General features: G+C 72.1%; 15 protein-coding genes. 10 read left to right on the top strand and 5 right to left on the bottom strand.

Features of this window, described 5'->3' with window-relative positions; genetic code table 11:
• Positions 1–4: 4 nt before the first annotated feature.
• On the top strand, positions 5–997 hold the full coding sequence (locus B5D80_RS22695) for a P1 family peptidase (RefSeq protein WP_088645973.1): 993 nt from the start codon (positions 5–7) through the stop codon (positions 995–997).
• A 40-nt stretch (positions 998–1,037) separates the two neighbouring features.
• Here B5D80_RS22695 and B5D80_RS22690 read toward each other — a convergent pair whose 3' ends face one another.
• The 4 genes from B5D80_RS22690 to B5D80_RS22675 all read right to left on the bottom strand — a co-directional run bounded on the left by B5D80_RS22690 (position 1,038) and on the right by B5D80_RS22675 (position 5,859).
• Positions 1,038–1,721 (bottom strand): trypsin-like serine protease, encoded by a 684-nt coding sequence (locus B5D80_RS22690; protein WP_158224227.1) that lies wholly within the window; start codon positions 1,719–1,721, stop codon positions 1,038–1,040.
• 231 nt (positions 1,722–1,952) lie between these two features.
• Positions 1,953–2,822, bottom strand: a complete 870-nt coding sequence (locus B5D80_RS22685) for an NAD(P)-dependent oxidoreductase (RefSeq protein ID WP_088645946.1) — start codon at positions 2,820–2,822, stop codon at positions 1,953–1,955.
• A gap of 61 nt (positions 2,823–2,883) precedes the next feature.
• The gene (locus B5D80_RS22680) at positions 2,884–4,851 is read right to left on the bottom strand and encodes an elongation factor G (protein WP_088645945.1); all 1,968 of its coding nucleotides are present in this window, start codon (positions 4,849–4,851) and stop codon (positions 2,884–2,886) included.
• Between the two features lie 210 nt (positions 4,852–5,061).
• Positions 5,062–5,859, bottom strand: a complete 798-nt coding sequence (locus B5D80_RS22675; protein WP_088645944.1) for an inositol monophosphatase family protein — start codon at positions 5,857–5,859, stop codon at positions 5,062–5,064.
• An 811-nt stretch (positions 5,860–6,670) separates the two neighbouring features.
• Between B5D80_RS22675 and B5D80_RS22670 the strand changes: the two genes are divergently transcribed.
• Genes B5D80_RS22670 through B5D80_RS22650 form a run of 5 tightly spaced genes read left to right on the top strand, consistent with a single transcriptional unit; the run spans position 6,671 to position 13,994 of the window.
• Complete coding sequence (locus tag B5D80_RS22670; RefSeq protein WP_088645943.1) at positions 6,671–9,082, top strand: non-ribosomal peptide synthetase; 2,412 nt, start codon at positions 6,671–6,673, stop codon at positions 9,080–9,082.
• On the top strand, positions 9,079–11,019 hold the full coding sequence (locus B5D80_RS22665; RefSeq protein WP_088645942.1) for a B12-binding domain-containing radical SAM protein: 1,941 nt from the start codon (positions 9,079–9,081) through the stop codon (positions 11,017–11,019). The genes B5D80_RS22670 and B5D80_RS22665 overlap by 4 nt, the downstream gene beginning before the upstream one ends.
• A complete protein-coding gene (locus B5D80_RS22660) occupies positions 11,016–12,158 on the top strand; it encodes an acyl-CoA dehydrogenase family protein (protein WP_211291614.1) in 1,143 nt (380 codons plus the stop codon). Before B5D80_RS22665 ends, B5D80_RS22660 begins: the two co-directional genes overlap by 4 nt.
• 43 nt (positions 12,159–12,201) lie before the next feature.
• Entirely contained in the window at positions 12,202–12,981 is a 780-nt protein-coding gene (locus tag B5D80_RS22655; protein WP_088645941.1) for a thioesterase II family protein, read from the top strand.
• Entirely contained in the window at positions 12,978–13,994 is a 1,017-nt protein-coding gene (locus B5D80_RS22650) for an ornithine cyclodeaminase family protein (protein WP_088645940.1), read from the top strand. The genes B5D80_RS22655 and B5D80_RS22650 overlap by 4 nt, the downstream gene beginning before the upstream one ends.
• A gap of 22 nt (positions 13,995–14,016) precedes the next feature.
• On the opposite strand, the gene B5D80_RS22645 is transcribed toward B5D80_RS22650, so the two are convergent.
• Entirely contained in the window at positions 14,017–15,366 is a 1,350-nt protein-coding gene (locus tag B5D80_RS22645; protein WP_088645939.1) for an APC family permease, read from the bottom strand.
• Positions 15,367–16,201: 835 nt separating this feature from the next.
• Here B5D80_RS22645 and B5D80_RS33450 point away from each other — a divergent pair.
• Genes B5D80_RS33450 through B5D80_RS22630 form a run of 4 tightly spaced genes read left to right on the top strand, consistent with a single transcriptional unit; the run spans position 16,202 to position 20,310 of the window.
• A complete protein-coding gene (locus tag B5D80_RS33450; RefSeq protein WP_158224226.1) occupies positions 16,202–17,227 on the top strand; it encodes a terpene synthase family protein in 1,026 nt (341 codons plus the stop codon).
• Positions 17,224–18,036, top strand: a complete 813-nt coding sequence (locus tag B5D80_RS22640) for a class I SAM-dependent methyltransferase (RefSeq protein ID WP_158224225.1) — start codon at positions 17,224–17,226, stop codon at positions 18,034–18,036. The genes B5D80_RS33450 and B5D80_RS22640 overlap by 4 nt, the downstream gene beginning before the upstream one ends.
• Positions 18,033–19,055, top strand: a complete 1,023-nt coding sequence (locus tag B5D80_RS22635) for a Rieske 2Fe-2S domain-containing protein (RefSeq protein WP_088645938.1) — start codon at positions 18,033–18,035, stop codon at positions 19,053–19,055. Before B5D80_RS22640 ends, B5D80_RS22635 begins: the two co-directional genes overlap by 4 nt.
• A gap of 40 nt (positions 19,056–19,095) precedes the next feature.
• Positions 19,096–20,310 (top strand): cytochrome P450, encoded by a 1,215-nt coding sequence (locus tag B5D80_RS22630; protein ID WP_088645937.1) that lies wholly within the window; start codon positions 19,096–19,098, stop codon positions 20,308–20,310.
• Positions 20,311–20,350 lie beyond the last annotated feature (40 nt).

The raw sequence follows: 20,350 nt of genomic DNA, 5'->3' as shown, positions 1-20,350 counted from the left end.
CCTCATGTCCGAGCACCATCCGGCCCCGCCGCGTACGACGGCACCCGTCGGCAACGACCACCGGCGGCGACCCGCGGTGCTCGGCGCGGCGGGCGACGGGTGGGTCGACTTCGACCTGCCCGGCGTGGCGATCGGCACCGCCGAGTATCCCGACGGCCCGACCGGCGTCACCGTGCTCAGCATCCCCGGCGGCGCGCGTACCGCCGTCGACAAGCGGGGCGGGGCCGTCGGGGTCAGCGGCGGTTTCCCGTACCACCACGCGTTGTGCTTCGCCGGCGGGTCGAGCTTCGGGCTCGCCGCGGCGTCGGGTGTCTACGACGAACTGCTCCGCCGCACCGGCTACGCCACCGACTTCGGCAGCCTGCCGGTGGTGTCCGGGGCCGTCGTCTACGACTTCACCCCCCGGGACAACGCCATCTACCCCGACGCCCGGCTCGGTGCCGACGGGCTGCGCGCGGTACGCGCCGACCGGGTGGCCGTCGGAAGGGTCGGCGCGGGTGTCGGCGCGACCGTCGGCAAGGTCGACAACGCCCGCGCCGAGTGGGGCGGGCAGGGGGCGGCCTTCGCCCGCGTCGGCGCGGTCCGGCTGCTGGTGCTGACCGTGGTCAACGCCATGGGTGTGATCGTCGACCGCGACGGCGACATCGTGCGGGGCAACCTCGACCCGGCGACCGGCAGGCGTCGCCACCCGGCCGGGGACTACGCCGAGCTGATCACGGCCGCCGCACCGGACCTCGCGCCAACGGGTGGGAACACCACCCTGACCGCCGTGGTCACCAACGTCCGGATGACCGACGCCGAACTCGCCCAGTTCGCCACCCAGGTGCACAGCTCCATGCACCGGGCCATCCAGCCCTTCCACACCATCGCCGACGGTGACACCCTGTTCGCCCTGACCACCGACGAGGTGACGATGCCCGCCCCGTCGCTGCGGCTGGGCACGGTCGCCGCCGAGCTGGCCTGGGACGCCGTCCTCACCAGCGTCAACGCCGCCTGACGACGACCCCGCCCACGTCGCCCGGGCGATCAGACCGGGTTCAGTCGATTCCGTCGACCCCGCTGACGCTCTTGATCCAGCCGGCCAGGAAACCGGTGGGAACGGACAGTCCACCCAGGGCGTCGTCGGAGTGGGTGAACACGGCCTGGACGCGGTTGTTCTGCCAGACCGCCGCCCCGGAGTCGCCGTCCAGGGGAACCCCGTCGAGTCCCTCCAACTCCAGCTCCGAGGCGATGGACCGCTCGACCCGCAGGCTGCACACCCGCAGGGTCGATGCCGGTGGCCCGTTCGTCTCGGTCTGCCCCCAGCCGCGGATGGCTACGGTGACCCCGGTCTTGAGCAGAGCCGTGTCTCTGCTGTAAGGAACGACGAGATTGCTCTGGGTGACGTTCGACGCCAGATGCAGGACCGCCATGTCGTAGCCCTTCGGTGCCGCCGCCGTGCCGTCGACGATGATGCGCTGACCGCTGCCGAGACGCTTGTCGCCCGCCTTGACCACGAGGCGGCTGCTGTGGAGGCAGTGTGCCGCGGTGAGCACGTAGTGCACATGGATGAGCGAGCCGGTACAGCGGAAGTTGGCCCCTCCGTTGTTCCAGATCTGTACCTGCCCGTGCAGTGACGACGTGGTGGTGCCGCCGGTGATCGCCGATGCGGGGGTCTGCGGGCCGACCACCAGCACGGCTCCGCACAGCACGGCGAGAAAAGCTCTACGAAGGTGATTCACCGACACTCCTCCGTGCATGTGGAAACAGCAGACTCGCGGCAGAAATCGGGAGACGCGGATGGCGTGACGCGAGCCGAATAGGCCGACCGTGGTGTCAGCATGCCCGATCCGGGCACTGTCCACAATCGCCACTCCCGCCGACGCGTGGTCCGCCGCGACACGGGTGCTCCCGTCGCGGGAAGCAGGCGATTGCACCCAGTTCGGGCGGGGCGCTCGGCCGCCGGAACAGTGTCACGGGACGAAGCTGGCGTGGTACGACGCCGCCATGTCCTCGTCCCCGTGACCCTGCGCGGCCGCGCGCCGGAACCGCTCCGCACCGGCGGCCAGCACATCGAGGCGTACCCCGTGCTCCTCGCCGGCCGCGACGATCAGCCGGGCGTCCTTCTCGGCGGTCTCCACCGCGAAGCTCGCCGGCGACAGCCGGCCCTGCCGTACCAGGTCGGTCTTGGCGTGCAGGTAGCCCATGTCCAGCGGGCCGCCCTCGATCACCGCGAAGAACCGGTCCGGGTCGACGCCGAGCGCCCCGGCCAACGCCAGCGTCTCGACCGCGCCGTGCGTCACCGTCAGGACCCAACTGTTCGCCACCAGCTTCAACCGGGTGCCGTCGCCCCGCGCGCCGTCCTCACCCAGCCACACCACCCGGGCCGCGACCGCGTCGAACACCGCGGTGAGCCTCTCCCGGCCGGTCTGCGGCCCGGCGGCGAGCACGGTCAACTGGCCGGCCTCGGCGGGCTGCCGGGTGCCGAGCACCGGCGCGTCGTAGAACGCCACCCCGTGCTCGGCGGCGACCTCGGCGAGCCCGGCCGTGTCGGCCAGGCCCACCGTGGTCGTCTGCAACCAGGCCGCGCCCGGCCTCAGCCCGGGTGCGGCCCGCCCGATCACGTCGCGGACGGTCGCCCCGTCGTACAGCATCGTGATGATCACGTCGGCGTCGCGTACGGCGTCGGCCGGGGTCTGTGCCACGGTCGCGCCGGTCGCCGCCGCCTTGTCCGGGGACCGGTTCCACACCCGGACGGTGTGTCCCGCCCGGACCAGATTGCGGGCCATGGCGGCACCCATGATGCCCGCGCCCAGCACCCCTACGGTCAACTCGTCGGTCATGGGTCCATCCTCGCCCACGACCGGTCGCCTCACGTGGGTCGGCGCGGCGTCCGCGCGCCTGTCACCCCCGTCCGAGTACGTGGGTCAGGTATTCCCTGCGGTGCAGGGGGTTGCCGTCGGTACGTGGTCGGGTCGGTGGGTTGCCGGCGAGGCGGCGGTGGCCGCTGGGCGTGGCGACGAAGACGCCTTCGCCGTGGGACAGGCCGGGTAGCTGCCGCTCGATGTCGTGGACGCTGCTCGCGGGGATCGTGCCGTGCAGGCGGCTGACCGGGCCGCGGGTGTCGCACCGGTCGACGACCGCGCGGGCGGCGGCGAGCCGGGAGATGACCGCGTGGACGGTGTCGTCGGGCACCTCCACCTCGAACCGGTTCACCGGCTCGTGCACCGTGGTCCCCGCCGTACGCAGGGCGGCCATCAGCACCAGTGGGGTGAGTTTGCGGAAGTCCCCGGCGGAGGTGACCGGGCTGAAGTACGCGGTGTCGGTCAACGTGACGACGCAGTCGACGACCTCCCAGCCGTACAGTCCCTGCCGCAACGTGCGGCGGACGGTCTCCTCGATCGCCCGGTGGAAGGCGGCGGGCAGTCCGCCGGGCTCGACGGCGATCCGGTACCGCACCCCGGTGCCGGTGGGGGCCGGTTCGATCCGCAGGCCGACGGTGGCGGGGAACTCGTTGTGCCGGATCACCTCCAGCCCGTGGCCGGTGCCCTCCACCTTCTCGACGTACACCGTGGTGGTTTCCTCGAAGACCATCTCGATGCCGTGCCGGTCGAGCATCAGGCCCTTGACGACCTCGCGTTGGACCTCGCCGTAGAGGGCCACCGAGATGGTCCGGTCGGTCTCGTCGCGGCGTACGTCGATCAGCGGGTCCTCCTCCGCCAGGCGCAGCAGGCACCGGTAGAAGCGGGCGTTCTGGTCGGGCCGGGCGGCCCGGACGACGGTCTCCAGGCTGGGCGGGGCGAAGTAACCACCGGAGGGCAGGCCCTCGGGGGAGCCGAGTTGGTCGCCGACCCGCACCTGCGCGAGCCCGTAGACGGTGGCGATGTCGCCCGGCCCGGCCACCGTCTCGTGGGTGGTGGTGCCGTGGGTGAAGACCCGCACCGACGTCGTCCTGCCGTGTCCCTCGACCACCTCGCCGGTGCGGCCACGACGGTAGGTGTCGACCGGTTCCCGGGCGGTGAGCCGACCGGCGTGCACCCGCGCGTAGGCGACCTTCTCACCGCCGGGCGCCCAGTCGATTTTGAAGATGCTCGCCCGCAGCCGCGCCGACGGGTCGCCGCCCGGGGGCGGGAGGAATTCCCTGACGGCGCGGAGCAACTCGTCCACGCCCTCACCGGTCACGGCCGACCCGAAGTACACCGGCACCACCTGCGCCCGCCGCACCTGGCGCACCAGCTCCGCGCGGTAGTCGGTTTCGGAGAGCCGTGCGGTGTCACTGAGGTACGACTCGAGGAAGTCGTCGCTCCGCCCGGCCAGCAGGTCGGCCACCGAGGCGGCGCGGTTCCCCTCGGACAGCGGTAGCGGCACCGACCGTGCCTGCGCGGTGCCGGGACCGGTCACCGTGCTCATCGCCAGCCGGCGGGGGGTCAGTTTCTCCCCGATGTCGTGCAGCAGCTCGTGGTGGCGGGCGCCACCGCGGTCGATCTTGTTGGCGAAGATGAGGACGGGAATCCGCAGCCGGATCAGCGTCCGCATGAGAATGCGGGTCTGCGCCTGCACGCCCTCGACGCAGGACACCACGAGAACGGCCCCGTCGAGCACCCGCAGCGCCCGTTCCACCTCGGCGATGAAGTCGGGGTGCCCCGGTGTGTCGATCAGATTGACCCGGAGACCGTCGATGGTGAACGACACCACGGCTGACCGGATGGTGATTCCACGACGCCGCTCCATCTCCATGGAGTCGGTCTGGGTGCTTCCGGCGTCGACGCTGCCGACCTGGTCGATGACACCGGTGTGGTGAAGTAGCCGTTCGGTCAGGCTCGTTTTTCCCGCGTCAACATGCGCGACGATCCCGATATTGAGGGAGCCCATTGATGAATGCCGCCCTGGGGTAGATAGCCGACATGACCGTCCCGTCTGCTGCTCCGGACTGTCGGCGCATTCCACTCTCCTTGTCGGATCAGGGCCGAATGGTGATCTACCCGAGCCGGAGCCTATCACCGGGGCCACGACGCGACGTCCGTATTCGGGTCGCCGTCGATGTCGGTCCGCGGACCGGAAAGTCCGGTGCGCGACGTCGCGCTAGGGGTGGCGCTGGCGACGGATGAGGGTCAGCAGGGCGGTGTGGGTCTGGCGGTCGGCGGCCGCGACGAGCCCTCCGGTGCCGGTGTGCAGCGGTCCACCGTCGAGCCCGGTGACGACGCAGCCGGCCGCCCGGCACAGGGCGATGCCGGCACCGAAGTGGACGCTGTCGCGCAGGTGGCCGTCCGTGACGTACGCGGCCCGCCGTCCGGCGGCGACCCAGGCCACGGCCAGGGTGGTGGAGACCACCCGGGGCCGGAACCGGTCGATGAAGCCGTCGTCGGCGAGCATCCGGGCGGCCAGGAACACGTCCCGGTTCGGAAACGGCGGGTCGAGATTGACGTCGACCAGGCCGGAGTCCGCCGACGGGACGAGTCGTTGGTCCTCCCCGTCGTTGCGCAGGTACGCGGCGTCGCCGTCGGTCCAGAACACCTCACCGGTGAACGGGTCCGCCGAGGCGGCCACGGTGACGGCGGTCCCCACCCGCAGGACCACGTTGACCGCGACCAGCATGTTCCGTACGGCGAAGTTCAGCGTTCCGCACAGGGGATCGACGAGCCAGGTGCGGCCGTTGTCCGCCGGGCCGGTGTGTCCGCTCTCCTCGCCCAGCACGGCATCGTCGGGTCGCGCGGTACGCAGGACGTCGATGATGGCCTGCTCGGCCTCGAGGTCGGCGGCGGTGGCGAAATCACCGCCGCCCTTGTCGAAACGTGCCAGCGCGGAACCGTGACAGGAACGGACAATCGCGGCACCGGCCTGTGCCGCGTGAATGGCCAGGGCGGAGTCGGCGATCGACATGAGTGCAGGGTAGGTGCTGCCGCGCCGTGACCGCCCACCATGCGTCCCACCGCGTCGCCGGCCGTCCGGGTCGCGTCCGGACCGGGGGCTTCCGCGCCGGAGGTCGACCGGCGGTGTCCGTGCCGACCGGTGGCGGCGATCCCGAGCCGTGCGGACCGGCCCTGCCCGATGGGCAGCTCCGTGTCCAGTAGCCGTCGTCGGCCGCGTCCGCCCCGCTCATTGCGGGTGCCAGGAAGATCGCATTTATTGATCAACGACAATTGATCTAGATATGTCTCGGCAGTTGGTATGACGTCCGATCGGGCTTTCGCTGTCGTCCCATTGATGCTTGCGGTCCCGCTGCGCGTTGTTATACATTCCAAACGGTCCGTGAGGGCCGGTGTTACGTCAGACGTGCGTCCACCGCAACGACGCGACCGGCGCAGGCAGCGAGGATGGGACACAGTTACGGGGGGCAACAAGGGTCCATCGTCGATGGCGACCGCGGGATAACATCCCGAGCGGTGACCTGCGCGTGTGTGGTCAGGCCGTCAGGCGTGTGGGCAATGGCATGGCAGACGTCCACAGTCGTGGCGACCACCCTGAGATAATCGTCGCCTGATCCGTCGCCGCAATCGTCAGCTGCGGTATCCGTGCAGCCCCTGGCGGCCGGAAAAGTATCGATCTCCAATTGCTCGGACGTTTCGACGCGCAATATCGGCGCGGGCGGGCCACCGTATTCCGACGGGTGCCCCGCAATTGCTCGTGCGCGTCACTACCTGCATGAACAGCCGGTACGCGGCTGCCCGCATCGTGGACACGAGGAGACGACATGACGCCACCCCCTGCCGGGCCCACGGCCGACCCGGACGCCCCGGCGGACCCGGACGCCCCGGCGGGAGCGCTGGACCTGGACGGCGACCCGCAGCGGCACATCGCGGCGCTTGCCGCACGGCTCGGCGGCAGCGGGACCGACGTGCTGGTGGCGGCCGTCGGCACGCTGCTGATGCGGTACACCCGCCGTACCGAGATCACGGTGGCGCTCCGGGAACCGGACACCGGCGCGACGTCCCCGGCCCACCCGGTCACGTTCCCGGTCGATCCGCAGGACAGGTTCGGCGCGCTGGTGAAGACGATCGAGTCGACCAGACGCACCGCCGGACCGGTCGTGGCGGAACCGCCGGGCCCCGGTGCCCCGGAACCGGTCGCGGTCGTCACCGGTCCGGGCCGATCGGCCGGGGCCCGGGTCGTGCTGGTCGGCGCGCAGTGGCCCCGGGTGCCGGCCGGCCAACTCGCCCGGCACCTGGCCACCCTCCTGCGGGAGGCCGCCGTGGACCCGGACCGGCAGGTGGTCGACCTGACCCTCCTCGACGCCGACGAGCTGCGGGCGGTCACCGAGGACGCCAACCGCACCGCGGTGGCCCGTCCCGACCGCAGCACCGTGGCCGAGCGGGTCCGCCGGTGGGCCGACCGCCAGCCCGACCAGCCGGCCGTCGTCGCCGGTGACCGCACGCTGAGCTACGCCGAGTTGTCGGCCGCCGCCACCCGGGTCGCCACCACCCTTCAGGGGTACGGGGTGGACCGGGGCGACCTGGTGGGGCTGCTGCTGGACCGGTCGCCGGAACTGGTGACCTGCGCCCTGGGGGTGCTGCTCGCCGGCGGCGGGTACGTCGGCCTGGACCGGGACGAACCGCCCGCCCGCCTGGCCACGATGCTGGCCGACGCCGACTGCCGGGTGCTGGTCACCGGGCCCGGGGCGGCGCTGCCCGAGGACGTCCCACCGGACACCCGGGTGGTCACCGTCGAGACGCTGCTGACGCCGCCCGCCGACCCCGGCACGTCGACCCCGGACCCCGGGACGTCGCCGGTCGCGTCCGCCGAGGACGTCTGCTACGTCACCTTCACCTCCGGCTCCACCGGTCGACCCAAGGCGGTGCTGGTGCCGCACGACGGGGTGGCCAACCTGGTCGACTGGTACCGGGAGACCTTCGAAGTCCGCCCCGGCGACCGGATGCCGCAACTGGCCCGGCCCTCCTTCGACGGCTGGGGCCTGGAGGTGTGGCCCTGCCTCGCCAACGGCGGCACCCTGCACCTGGTGGACCGCCGGCGACTGGACTCGCCGACGGAGTTCGGCGACTGGCTGGTGGAGCGGGGCATCACGGTCTGCTTCCTGACCACCGTGCTGGCCCGGGAACTGTTCACCTACCCCTGGCCGGCCGACCGGACCCGGCTGCGGCACCTGCTGCTCGGCGGCGAGAAGCTGCACCGCTACCCGCCGGCCGGGCTGCCGTTCCGGCTGCACAACGTCTACGGCCCGACCGAGACCACGATGCTCGCCACCTGCGGGGAGATGGACCCGGCCGACCCGCACGACGTCGCCCCGCCGATCGGCCGTCCGCTGGCCAACGTCCGCGCGTACGTGCTGGACGAGCGGGAACGTCCCGTGCCCGCCGGTGCCGTGGGTGAGTTGTACCTCGGCGGCACGGGCGTGGCCCGGGGCTACCTCGGCCGGCCGGAGCTGACCGGGCAACGGTTCCGGCCCGACCCGTTCACCGGGCCGCCGGGCCGGATGTACGCCACCGGGGACCTGGTCCGTCGGCTGCCCGGCGGCGACCTGGCCTTCGTCGGGCGGGCCGACGACCAGGTCAAGGTGCGGGGCTTCCGGATCGAGCTGGGCGAGATCGAGGTGGCGCTGCGGGCGTTGCCCGAGGTCCGCGACGCCGCCGTGGTCGTCCGGCCCGGTTCGCCGGGCGACGGCACGGCCGACCGGCTGATCGGGTACGTCGTACCCGCCGATCCGGCGCGACCGCCCCGCGCCGACCGGCTCCGCGAGGAACTCGGCCGGGTCCTCCCGCCGTTCATGGTGCCGCACCTGTTCGGCTGCCTCGACGCCGTCCCGCTGACCCCGCACGGCAAGGTGGCCCGGGGGGAGCTGAGCCGGCGACCGCTGCCCGTCCCGGCCGCGGACCCGCCGGGGACCGCGCCGGCCGGCCCGTCCGCGCTCAGCCCGGTGGAGCAGCTGCTGGCCGAGCTGTGGCGGGAGACGCTCGACATCGACGCGGTGGACCGCGAGGACAGCTTCTTCGACCTGGGCGGTGACTCGTTGCAGGCCATGCGGGTCGCCGCGCGGGCCCGGGAACGCGGCCTGCACTTCGGGGCCGAGGACCTGTTCGAACACGAGATCCTGCACGAGTTGGCGGACGCGCTCCAGCAGCGCGGCGGACCGGACCGGAGGACGCGGTGACCGCGAACGGTGTGACCACGACGGATGTCCCCAGTCGGGCCGGGGTGCGCACGGTGGCCCTAGTGGAGCTGCCGCTCTACCCGAACAGCCTGCCGCTGACGTCGGGCTACCTGCAGGCGTACGCGCAGCAGGACCCGGCGGTCGCCGCCGGCTACGCGTTCCGCATCCACGCCCGGCCGGTCACCGACCCCCTCGACGAGTTGGCCGCCGACCTGCTGGCGCAGCGGGCCGACGTGTACGCGCTGAGCTGCTACCTGTGGAACATGCGCCGGATGCGGGACCTGCTCGACCGGCTGCTGGCCGAACGCCCCGACGCGCAGTACATCCTCGGCGGGCCCCAGGTGATGAACCACGCCCCGGAGTACGTGCCGGCGCACCTGGAGAACGTGCTGGTCTGCAACGGGGAGGGGGAGCGGACGTTCGCCGCGTACCTGCGGGAACTGCTGCGCGACCGGCCCGACTTCGATGCCGTGCCCGGCGTCAGCTTCTGGCGGGACGGGGAACTGGTCACCACCGACAAGCCGCCCCGGTTCACCGACCTCAACGAGATCCCCTCGCCGTACGAGGCGGGCATCTTCGACGGCGGCGAGTACACCTTCGCGGTGGTGGAGACGAACCGGGGCTGCCCGTTCCGGTGCACCTACTGCTACTGGGGTGCGGCCACCAACGACAAGGTGCACCGTTGGGACCTCGACCGGGTGCTGCGGGACCTGAGCTGGATCAGCCGCAACGGGGTGGAGAGCATCTTCATCGCGGACGCCAACTGGGGTGCGCTGCCCCGCGACGTCGAGCTGACCCGGCATCTGGTGCGGGGCAAGCAGGAGCACGGCTACCCGTTGATGATCTCGATGCAGGCGGCGAAGAACCGACCGGACCGGGTCACCGAGATCACCGAGATCCTGGTCGAGGGCGGCCTGCTGGCCAGCCAGCCGGTCTCGTTGCAGACCGTCAGCCAGGACACCCTGCGGATCGTGGAGCGGGCCAACATCAAGGAGTCCACCTACGTGGAACTCCAGCAGAAGCTGCACGACAAGGGGATCAGCTCGTACACCGAGCTGATCTGGCCGCTGCCCGGGGAGACGCTTGACTCCTTCCGCGACGGCATCGCCCGGCTCTGCCGCTCGGGCGCGGACGCGATCGTGACGTACCCCCAGCTGCTGCTGCACAACACCCCGATGTACCAGCGCCGCGACGAGCTGGGCGTGATCACCGTCCGGGTGGACGACGAGGTGGCCGAGGCCGACGTGGTGGTCGGCACCCGGTGGGTGACCCCGGAGGAGTTCCGCGAGGGCGCCTGGTTCTACTACGCGGTGGTGAGCCTCTACAACGGCCGGGCGGCCTTCCACCTGGCCCGGGAACTGGACCGCACCGGCCGGTGCGGCTACCGGGACTTCCTCGCCGCCGCGGCCGCCTACTTCCAACGGCGCGTCGACGACCCGGTCTGCGCGTTCTTCGCCGAGTCGGTGGCCGGGCTGGGCAACTACGACATCAACAACATCGGCAAGGCGCTGCACCTGGTGCTGCACGAACACCGCGCGGAGATGGACGCGCTGCTCGCCGACTTCGCCGGCGCACAGGGCTGGCTCGACGAGCCGACCCTGCGGGCGGCCTTCGAGCTGGACCTCGTCGGCCGGCCCTACGTCTACCGGGAGCCGGTGGTGGCACCCTCGGTGCCGTTGGAGCACCTGCGCATCGTCGGGCAGGGCCGCTACCACCTGGACGTGGAGCTGCCGGCCTGGGCGGCGGCCGGGCTCGCGCTGGACACCGGCGACGCCGACCCGGTGCGGCTGCGGGTCGACCACGTCGGACGACGCAAGATGCCCTACCCCCGGCACCGCAGCATCGACCACAACGCCGCGTACTGCCAGGCCATGATGAACCGGCTGCGGGACCTGCTGCCGGCCTGGACCGTACCCGCCGCCGCGGTCTCGTCGTGATCACCTCGGCGCCGCCCCGGGACATCTTCGACGACGACCACCGCGCCTACCGCGACCTGGTCCGCACCTTCATCGACAAGGAGATCCTGCCGAACTACCCGCGCTGGGAGTCCGACGGGCTGACCGACCGCGAGGTGTGGCTGCGCGCGGGCCGGCACGGGCTGCTCGGCATCGACGTCGACCCGGAGTACGGCGGCGGCGGCAACCCCGACTACCGGTTCCACGTGGTGCTCTCCGAGGAGCTGGCGCGGGCCGGCGTGCACGCCCCCGCCCTGCCGTTGCACAACGAGATCGTCGGCCCGTACCTGCGCACCCTCGCCACGGCCGAGCAGCGCCGACGCTGGCTGCCCGGCTTCTGCGCGGGCGAGTTGATCGGGGCGATCGCCATCACCGAGCCGGAGGCCGGCAGCGACCTGGGCAACATCCGCAGCACCGCCGTCCGGCGGGGGGACCACTACCTGCTCAACGGGCAGAAGACGTTCATCTCCAACGGCCACCTCGCCGACCTGCTGCTGGTCGTGGCCCGCACCGGCGACGCCGGGCTCAGCATGCTGGTGGTGGAACGGGACATGCCGGGCTTCGAGCGGGGCCGCCGGATCGGCAAGCTCGGCATGAAGGCGCTGGACACCGTGGAGCTGTACTTCCACGACGTGCCGGTGCCGGTGGCGAACCTGCTCGGCCGGGAGGGCCGGGCCACCGGCTACCTGCTGCGCCACCTGCGTCAGGAACGCATGTGGATCGCGGTGGCCGCGCTGGCCGCCGCCGAGCGGGTGTTCGAGGAGACGCTGGGCTACACCCGCCAGCGGCAGGTCTTCGGCCAGTCCGTCGGGCGGCACCAGCACAACCGGTTCCTGCTCGCCGAACTGGCGACCGCGCTGGCCGTGGCCCGGTCGTTCACCGACCGGTGTGTCACCGAGTTCGCCGCCGGCCGGTTGACCACCGAGTCGGCGGCCATGGCGAAGTGGTGGAACACCGAACTGTGCCAGCGGGTGGTGGACCGCTGCCTGCAGCTGCACGGCGGCTACGGCTTCACCACCGAGTTCCCGGTGGCGCGGGCGTTCGTCGACACCCGGGTGCAGACGATCTACGGCGGCACCACCGAGGTGATGAAGGAAATGATCGGCAACTCGCTGTGCTGACCGTCCCGTCGTCGGACCGCACCGAGCGGAAGGGATCTCCGGCATGCCCGGCCCCACCTGGTACCTGACCTACCAACCCCGCCCGGCGGCGGCGGTGCGGCTGTACTGCCTGCCCTGCGCCGGCGGCGGCGCCTCGATGTTCCGCCGCTGGGCGACCCTGCTGCCGGACTGGGTGGAACTGCGTGCCGTACGCCTGCCGGGCCGGCAGGGGCGGCACCGGGAGCCGTCGTTCACCGACTGCCACCAGGGGGCCGAGGCGTTGGCCGACGCGTTGGCCGGGCCGCTCGCCGCGGAACCGCCCGGCGGGTACGCCATCTTCGGCCACAGCATGGGCGCGATGCTCGGCTACCTGCTGATCCGGCTGCGGCAGCGGGCCGGACTGCCGCCCCCGGCGTTGTTCGCGGCGGCCTCCTGGCCGGTGGCCGGTGCCGCGCCCGGGGTGATGCCCGATCCGGCGGACACCGACGAGGACTTCTGCGCCACGCTGCGCACCCTGGGTGGCGTACCGCCGGAGATGCTCGACGATCCGCAGATGCTCCGGCTGACGCTGCCCATCCTGCGCGCCGACTTCCAGCTCTGCCGCTCCTACCGGTACCGGCCGGACGGGCCGCTGCCGTGCCCGGTGGCGGCCTTCGGCGGGATCGACGACCGGGTCACCCCGCCCGAGGGGCTGGCCGAGTGGAAGCAGCACAGCGCCGACTTCCGTGGCCTGCGGCTCTTCGACGGCGGCCACTTCTTCTTCCAGGACCGGCCGGAGGACCTGGTGACGGCGGTGACCACGGAACTGGCGGCGACCACCGCGACGGACGGGACGAACCCATGATCGTGATCGACGGCGAGACGGTGCGTCGGCTGCTGCCGATGGCCGACGCGGTGGACCTGATGCGGGACACGTTCCGCAGGTACAGCGGCGGACGGGTGGTGCAACCGGTGCGGCACATGGTGCGCAGCCCCGGCGGGGAGGTGCTCGCGGTCATGCCGGCGCACGTCGCCGCCCCCGACCCCGCGACCACGGCGGAGCCGTACGCCGGGTACGGGCTGAAGACCGTGCTGATCAAACCGGACAACGCCGCGCGCGGTCTGCCCGTGCACGTGGGTCTGGTGCTGGTCTTCGACCCGGACACCGGGCTGCCGGCGGCGCTGGTCGACGCCGCCGCGCTGACCGCGATCCGCACCGCGGCCGCGTCCGCCGCGGCCACCGACGCCCTGGCCCGCCCCGACGCCACCGTGCTGGCGGTGCTCGGCGCCGGGGTGCAGGCCCGCAGCCACCTGCGGGCGGTGGGTGTCGTGCGCCAGGTCAAGGAGGTACGGGTCTGGAACCACCGCCCGGCGTCGGCGCACGCCCTCGCCGACTGGGCCCGCGACCAACTGGACCTGGACGTCACGGTCGCCGGCACCGTACCGGCTGCGGTGGCCGACGCCGACGTGATCTGCACGGTGACCGCCGCCGCCGAACCGGTGCTGCCGGCCGCGCCGGTGGCCGCCGGGACGCACATCAACGCCGTGGGCTCCTCCTTCGCCCACCGCCGGGAACTCGCCGGTGACCTGGTGGGACGCTGCGCGGTCTTCGTGGACAGCCGCGAGTCGGCCCGCGCCGAGGCCGGTGACCTGCTGCTCGCGGCCCGGGAGGGTCACTTCCGGATCGAGGCGGTCCGGGCCGAGGTCGGTGAGGTCCTCGGCGGCGACCACCCCGGCCGGTCCAGCACCGGGGAGATCACCCTGTTCAAGTCGCTCGGCCTGGCGGCGCAGGACGTCGTCACCGGATTCGCGGTCTACCGGCGGGCGGTGGCCGCCGGCGCCGGCCAGCGGGTGGAGCTGCGCGGCGACGGGTCGTGACGGCCCCGGACACCCGGTGCCGTCAGCCCGCCGTGCCACCGCCGGCCGGTCCGCCGGCGGTGACCGCGGGCGTCGGGGCGGCCGGCACGGTCGGGGCGGACCCGCGCCGACGGGACCGCCCGCCGAGCAGGTATCCGGCGAAGCCGACGGCCAGCCAGGCCGACGCGCCGAGGATGCCGGTGGGGCCGCTGGCAACCAGGAAGACCGCGCAGATCAGGAAGGCCAACGGGATGACCACCCGGGCCAGCGGGGTCCGGAAGCCGGGGACGGCCTGCGTCCGGCGGCGCAGCACCACCAGCGCGACCAGCGGCAGCATGAAGTGCACCACGTAGAGGAAGCCGCCGATCGCCGCGGCGACCGGCACCGACACGGCCAGCGCGACCACCGCGAGCACACCGCTGCTGAACAGCACGGCCGCCCAGGGCGTGCCGGTCCGGCCGCCGACCCTGCTGAGCTGGCGGGGGAGCAGGCCGTCGCGGGCCATCGCGAAGGCGATCCGGGACATCACCACCAGCACCGCGTTGCTCGTCGCCGCCGTGGTGAAGACCGCGACCACCGCGACCAGCCGTTGCCCGGTCGGGCCCGCGAACGCCTCGGCCGCGGTGGCCAGCGGCGCGGGCGAGTGGCCGAGGGTGCCGGCCGAGACCACCCCGACCGAGACGACGGAGATCAGCAGGTACACGCCGAGCACGGCGAGCAGGGTGAGCAGGATGGCCTTGGGCAGCGTCCGTTCCGGGTCCTTGATCTCCTCACCGGCGGCGGCGATCATGTCGAACCCCGCGTACGCGAGGAAGGCGAACAGCGCCGCCGTCACCACACCGCCGACGCCGTGCGGGGCGAACGGGGTGAACCGGTCCAGGTCGACGTGCGGGAGCCCGACCGCGCCGAAACCGAGCAGGGCGACCGCGGTCAGTCCCACCACGAGGCTCTGGGCCAGCCCGGCCAGGCGCATGCCGGCGACGTTGACGGCCGTGCTCGCGGCGATCACCACCAGCGCGCCGATCGGTTGCGGCAGGCCGGTCAGGCTGTGCAGGTAGCCGCCGAAGCCGAGGGTGATGAAGCCGCTCATGAAGACGTAGGAGCCCCAGAACCCCCAGCCCATCAGGAAGGAGAGGTGGGGGCCGAGGGCGGCCCGGACGAAGGCGTAGCCACCGCCGGCGCGCGGGAACCGGCTGGCCAGCTCGGCGTAGGGCAGCGCGATGAGCACGGCGGCGGCGAACGCGAGGACGAAGGCGAGCGGCGCGGCCGGGCCGGCCTCGCCCACCGTGGTGCCGACCAGGACGAAGATCCCCCCGCCGATGGTGCCGCCGACCCCGAGGGAGACCGCTTCTCTCAGCCCGAGCTCCCGCCGAAGCTGCGCATTATCCGCCATACCGTCATTCTTTATGCATATAGCCTTAAGAGGCAAGGCAAATCACTTTACGGACGAACCCGATCTTCCACAGAGGATGGTAGCGGCGGTCGGCGCGACCGTGGGGGCGCGATCGGTGACCGCGCCGCCGACACCGCGTCCGGGGACCGTCGCGTACGTCCGCCGGCCAGCGGTTGTGCCACCGGGCCGGCGGTGCGGGGTGGATCGGCGGATCTTCGGTTCACGAGCCGGGGGACCGACCGGGATTCTGTTTCGTGATCGTGCCGATCGGCATCCACCGGCGTCACCCCGCGGTGTCGCCGGCGCCGTATTCGGCCGGGGATTCACCGGCCTATTCTGGCCGGCGAAGAATATGTCGGCCCCGGCCCTGTCGCGCATTCGACACGCAGCCGCCGCCGGGCCGGTGGCGCGTCGCGGGGGACGGGCCGGTGGGTCGCCGCCACCGCTGCGGTCGGACACGCGTCGATCCATCCGCATGTTGGGACGTGTTTCACGACCGTGGTTCACCGTATGTGCGTGAACAGGGGAAAAGATCGATTTCCTGACCTGCGGTGTCCGGGTTCGGGCCGGGTCGCCCCGGGTCGGATCGGTGACATTGAGTAGTTTCTTGTTGACTTTCCGCTGAGAACGGCCTTGCCATCCCCGCGGTGCCACTCCTAGGCTGGCTGCGGCGTCGGGCGTATTCAGCGGGCCAACGCGGGCCCGCCATCCCTTTTTCCACACCCCTGGGTGCTCCGCTCCGACGGCCGAGTGCGATGGGCCGGTCGACGTCCGGCACGAGCAATTAGTTGACACCGGCACAGCCAGAAATCCCTTCCCGCCGGAGGCCGTGTTCATGACGTTCACCGTTCCCGATCTCTCCGTGCCCTTCCCCGAGCGGCAGAACCCGCACGTGGACGAGGCCGAGGCACACGTACGCGAGTACCTGCGGAAGTTCGGCCTGCTCCGGTCGCAGGAGGCGAAGTTCCATTACGACCGGACCAGGTTCGGGGAACTGGTCGCCCACGCCTATCCGTTCGCTCCACTGGAGGAGCTGTGCGTCATCACCGACTGGATGGCCGTCTGGGCGATCTTCGACGACTACCTGGAGCGGATTCCCGACGCCCAGGGCGACGAGCGCTTCGTCGCCCTGATCCACGAGACGATCAGCTGGTTCCCGCTCACCCCGCCCGGGACCGCCGTCCGGTCCGGCAACCCCATCGAGTCGGCCATCCGTGACATCTGGGACCGGCTCACCGCCCGCAGCTCGCTCACCTGGCGTCGACGCTTCGTCCGCCACCTGACCGACTATCTCGAAGGGTGCCACTGGGAATCGCATAACCGACGTCGCGGCGTCGCCCCGGACCTTCCGACGTACGTCCGGACCCGCCGACGGTTCGGGGGCATGCGACCGAGCATGGACCTGTCGGAGATCGGGCTGGGCATCGAACTCACCGACGACGTCCACGCCCACCCGAGGATCCAGCAACTACTGGACAACACGGCGGACCTGGTGCTGTGGGCCAACGACGTCTTCTCCGTCGAGGCCGAGAAGCGCGAGGGCAACGTGAACAACATCGTGCTGGTGGTCCAGCGCACCCGCGGCGGCTCGATGCAGGAGGCGGCCGACGAGGTGGCCGGCATGCTCCGGGGCCGGTGCGCCGACTTCGTCGCCGCGAGCAGGGCTGCCCTGGCGTTCTTCGCCTCCTCCGGCGAGTTCACCGCCGAACAGGCCCACCAGGTGTCGCGCTACGTCGCGGCGATGGAGTCCTGGATCCGGGGGAACGTCGACTGGTCGTACGGCAACGAGCGGTACCGCAGCGAGCACCTGCGTACCGGCGAGGACCAACCCAACTTCCTGGAGAGGGCCGGCCAGCCGTGACCCCGGCGGACCAGCTGCCCGCGACCTTCCACTGGCGCGGCGGCACCTACGACGCCCGGTACGGGCACGTCGTCAGCTCCGGCGAGAGCCTCGTCGACCTCCTCGCCCCGCACACCGGGGAACACATCCTCGACCTGGGGTGTGGGACGGGGACCGTCACGGCCCAGATCGCCCACCGGGGCGCGACCGTCCATGGCCTCGACGTCTCCGGGTCGATGATCGCCGAGGCCCGCCGCCGGCATCCCGGCATCCGTTTCGACCTGGGCGACGCCGAAGCGCTGACCCCGGACGCGACGTACGACGCCGTGTTCTGCAACTCGGTCCTGCACTGGATCGCGGCACCGACCCGGCTGTTCGGCGCGGTGTTCGCAACCCTCGCTCCGGGCGGGAGGTTCGTGGCCGAGGCGCCGGTCGTGGGCAGCCTCGCGGAGCTTCGGGAACTGCTGCTGCGGGCGTGGGAGCAGGCGGGCATCCCCGGCCCGCCGACGCCGACCCGCTGGCGGCTACGACCCCCGCAGACCTACCTGACCGGCCTGGCCGAGGCGGGGTTCACCGTCGTCGCGGCGCAGACCTCGCGGCGCGAGCGGACCCTGGACGGCATGTCCGCCAGCCGGTGGTGGTCGCGGTACGGCCCCGAGGTCTTCCACGGCCTGAGCGACTCCCAGCGAGCCCGGCTGCACTCCACCCTGGACGACCTGGCGCCCCCGGACGTCGGGTGCGGCAGCACCCTGCTGCGTTTTCTTGCCCGCCGGCCGCGCGACAGCGGACCGGCGGCCGCCCACGGCCCGAGGAGACCCGACGTGCCATGATCGACAACCGTAACGTGAAACGCGGTCCGACCCCGGCCGACGAGGCGATCGGGGCACCACTGCCGTACCCCGAGGGCTGGTTCTGCGTCGGAACCACCGCCCAGCTACGCAGGACCCCGGTGGTCACCCGCCGGATCGCCGGCCGCGACGTCGTCGTGCACCGCACCCGACGAGGCGTCGTACGGGCCACCGACCCCTACTGCCCGCACCTGGGCGCCCACCTCGGGACCGCCGGACGGGTGGCCGGGGAGGCGCTCGTGTGCGGCTTCCACGGCTTCGCGTTCGCCGCGGACGGAACGTGCGTCCGCACTGGCTACGCCGACCGGACGCCGCCCGCCGCCCGCCTGGGGCAGTGGCCCGTGTGCGAACGAGGGGGGCTGGTGTTCGTCTGGTTCTCCCCGAAGGGCGCCCCGCCGTCGTGGGAACCACCGGCGCTGAGCCGGCAGGGCTTCCCGCTGACCGCCGTCCGCTGCCACGTCCTGCCCGGACACCCGCAGGACGTCGCGGAGAACGCGGTCGACATCGGCCACCTGGCGGTCTTCCACAAGTTCTACGGCATCGAGGTCGTCGAGCCGATCAGCTTCGAGGGGCCACACCTGCACGCCCGGTACCGCTGGAAGCAGCGGTTCCCCCTGATCGGCACCAGGAGCGTCGAGTACCGGACCAGCGTCTCGGGCCTCGGCTACATCCTGGTGAACGCCGAGGTTCCCCAACTGGGCCTGCGGGCCCGGATGTGGGCCATGGCCACCCCGATCGCACCGTGGCGGATCGAGTTCCGCTTCGCCACCAGCATCTCCGCCACACGGACGCGACAGGGCTCGGCGGTCACCGGCCTGGCGACCGCGACCCTGTCCCGGGTGCTCACCCGGGCGGCGCTGCTCATCGTCTCGCCCGAGGCGACCCGCGACGTGCCGATCTGGTCGACGAAGACCTACCTGGAACACCCCCGACTGGTCAAGGGCGACGGCCCGATCGGCAAGTTCCGGCACTGGGCCGGCCAGTTCTACGCCGACAACTGAACCCTGGCGTTCGAGGCGCCGACCGCCACAGCAAGGAGGAATGGACGCGATGGTGAACGCCGCTCCACCCGATCTCCTGTCCCCGGAGTTCGCGCGGGACCCCTACCCGATCTACCGCACGATGCGCAACGACTTCCCGATCCACCACGACCCGAGGCTGGGCTGGATCATCAGTCGCGCCGCCGACGTGCGGGAGGCCCTGACCCACGAGGACTACTCGACCGCCACCTACGCCGCCGTGCGCGAACTCGTGGGCCGCAGCATCCTGGAGATGGACGGCGCCGAGCACGGACGGCACCGCCGCCTGGTCTCGCCGTCCTTCCGGGGCCGGCCACTGGCCTCGTACGGCGAGGTCATCACGGAGGCGGCCGACGAGTTGCTCGACGAACTCGCCACCCGAGCGGACCCGGACCTGGTGCGGGACTACTGCGCCCTGCTCCCGATCCGGGTGATCATGGGGATCATGGACCTGCCCCGGCAGGACTACACCATGTTCCAGGTGTGGTACCGGGCCGCCGCGGACTACGTCGGCAACTACACGCAGGACCCCGACGTCGCCGAAGCCGGACTGCGGGCCAAGCGCGAACTGGACAAGTACCTCCAGGAGGTCATCGACCAGCGGCGGGCGGCACCGGGCGTCGACCTGATCTCGTCGATGTGCACGGCCACCATCAACGACGCGACGCTCACCGACCGCGAGATCCTGGACTTCTGCAGCCTCCTGCTCGCCGCCGGCGGCGAGACCACCGAACGGGGCCTGGCCTCCACCTTCCGCAACCTGCTCGACCACCCCGACCAGTTGGACGACGTCCGGGCGGACCCCGACCTGTCGCTGCGGGCCTTCGCGGAGTCCCTGCGCCTCAACCCGCCCACGCACATCCTGCTGCGTCGACTGCTCGTCACGCGCGAGATCTCCGGGGTCGACGTCCCCGCGGGGGCGACGATGTTCTGCCTGATCGGCGCGGCCAACCGGGACGAGGACGAGTTCGTCGACTCCGAGCGGTTCGACCTGCACCGCACCGAGATCGACGTGAACACGGCGTTCAACGCGGGCAGCAGCCACCTCTCGTTCGGCGCCGGACGGCACTTCTGCGTCGGGGCGATGCTGGCGCGCGCGGAGGCGGCGATCGGCATCCCCGCCGTGCTGCGACGCTTCCCCGTGCTCCGCTATCGGGACGGGTTCGTGCCCGTCGAGGAGGGGATGCTCACCCGGGCCCCCCGATCCCTGCGGGTGACCCTGGACCCCGCGCGGTGACGCCGCCCACCGCCCCGGCGTCCGACGGGGAACGGGGGAG

The organism is Micromonospora wenchangensis, from assembly GCF_002210435.1.
GTDB classification, from domain to species: domain Bacteria; phylum Actinomycetota; class Actinomycetes; order Mycobacteriales; family Micromonosporaceae; genus Micromonospora; species Micromonospora wenchangensis.
This window is presented reverse-complemented; position numbering and strand designations above follow the sequence as displayed.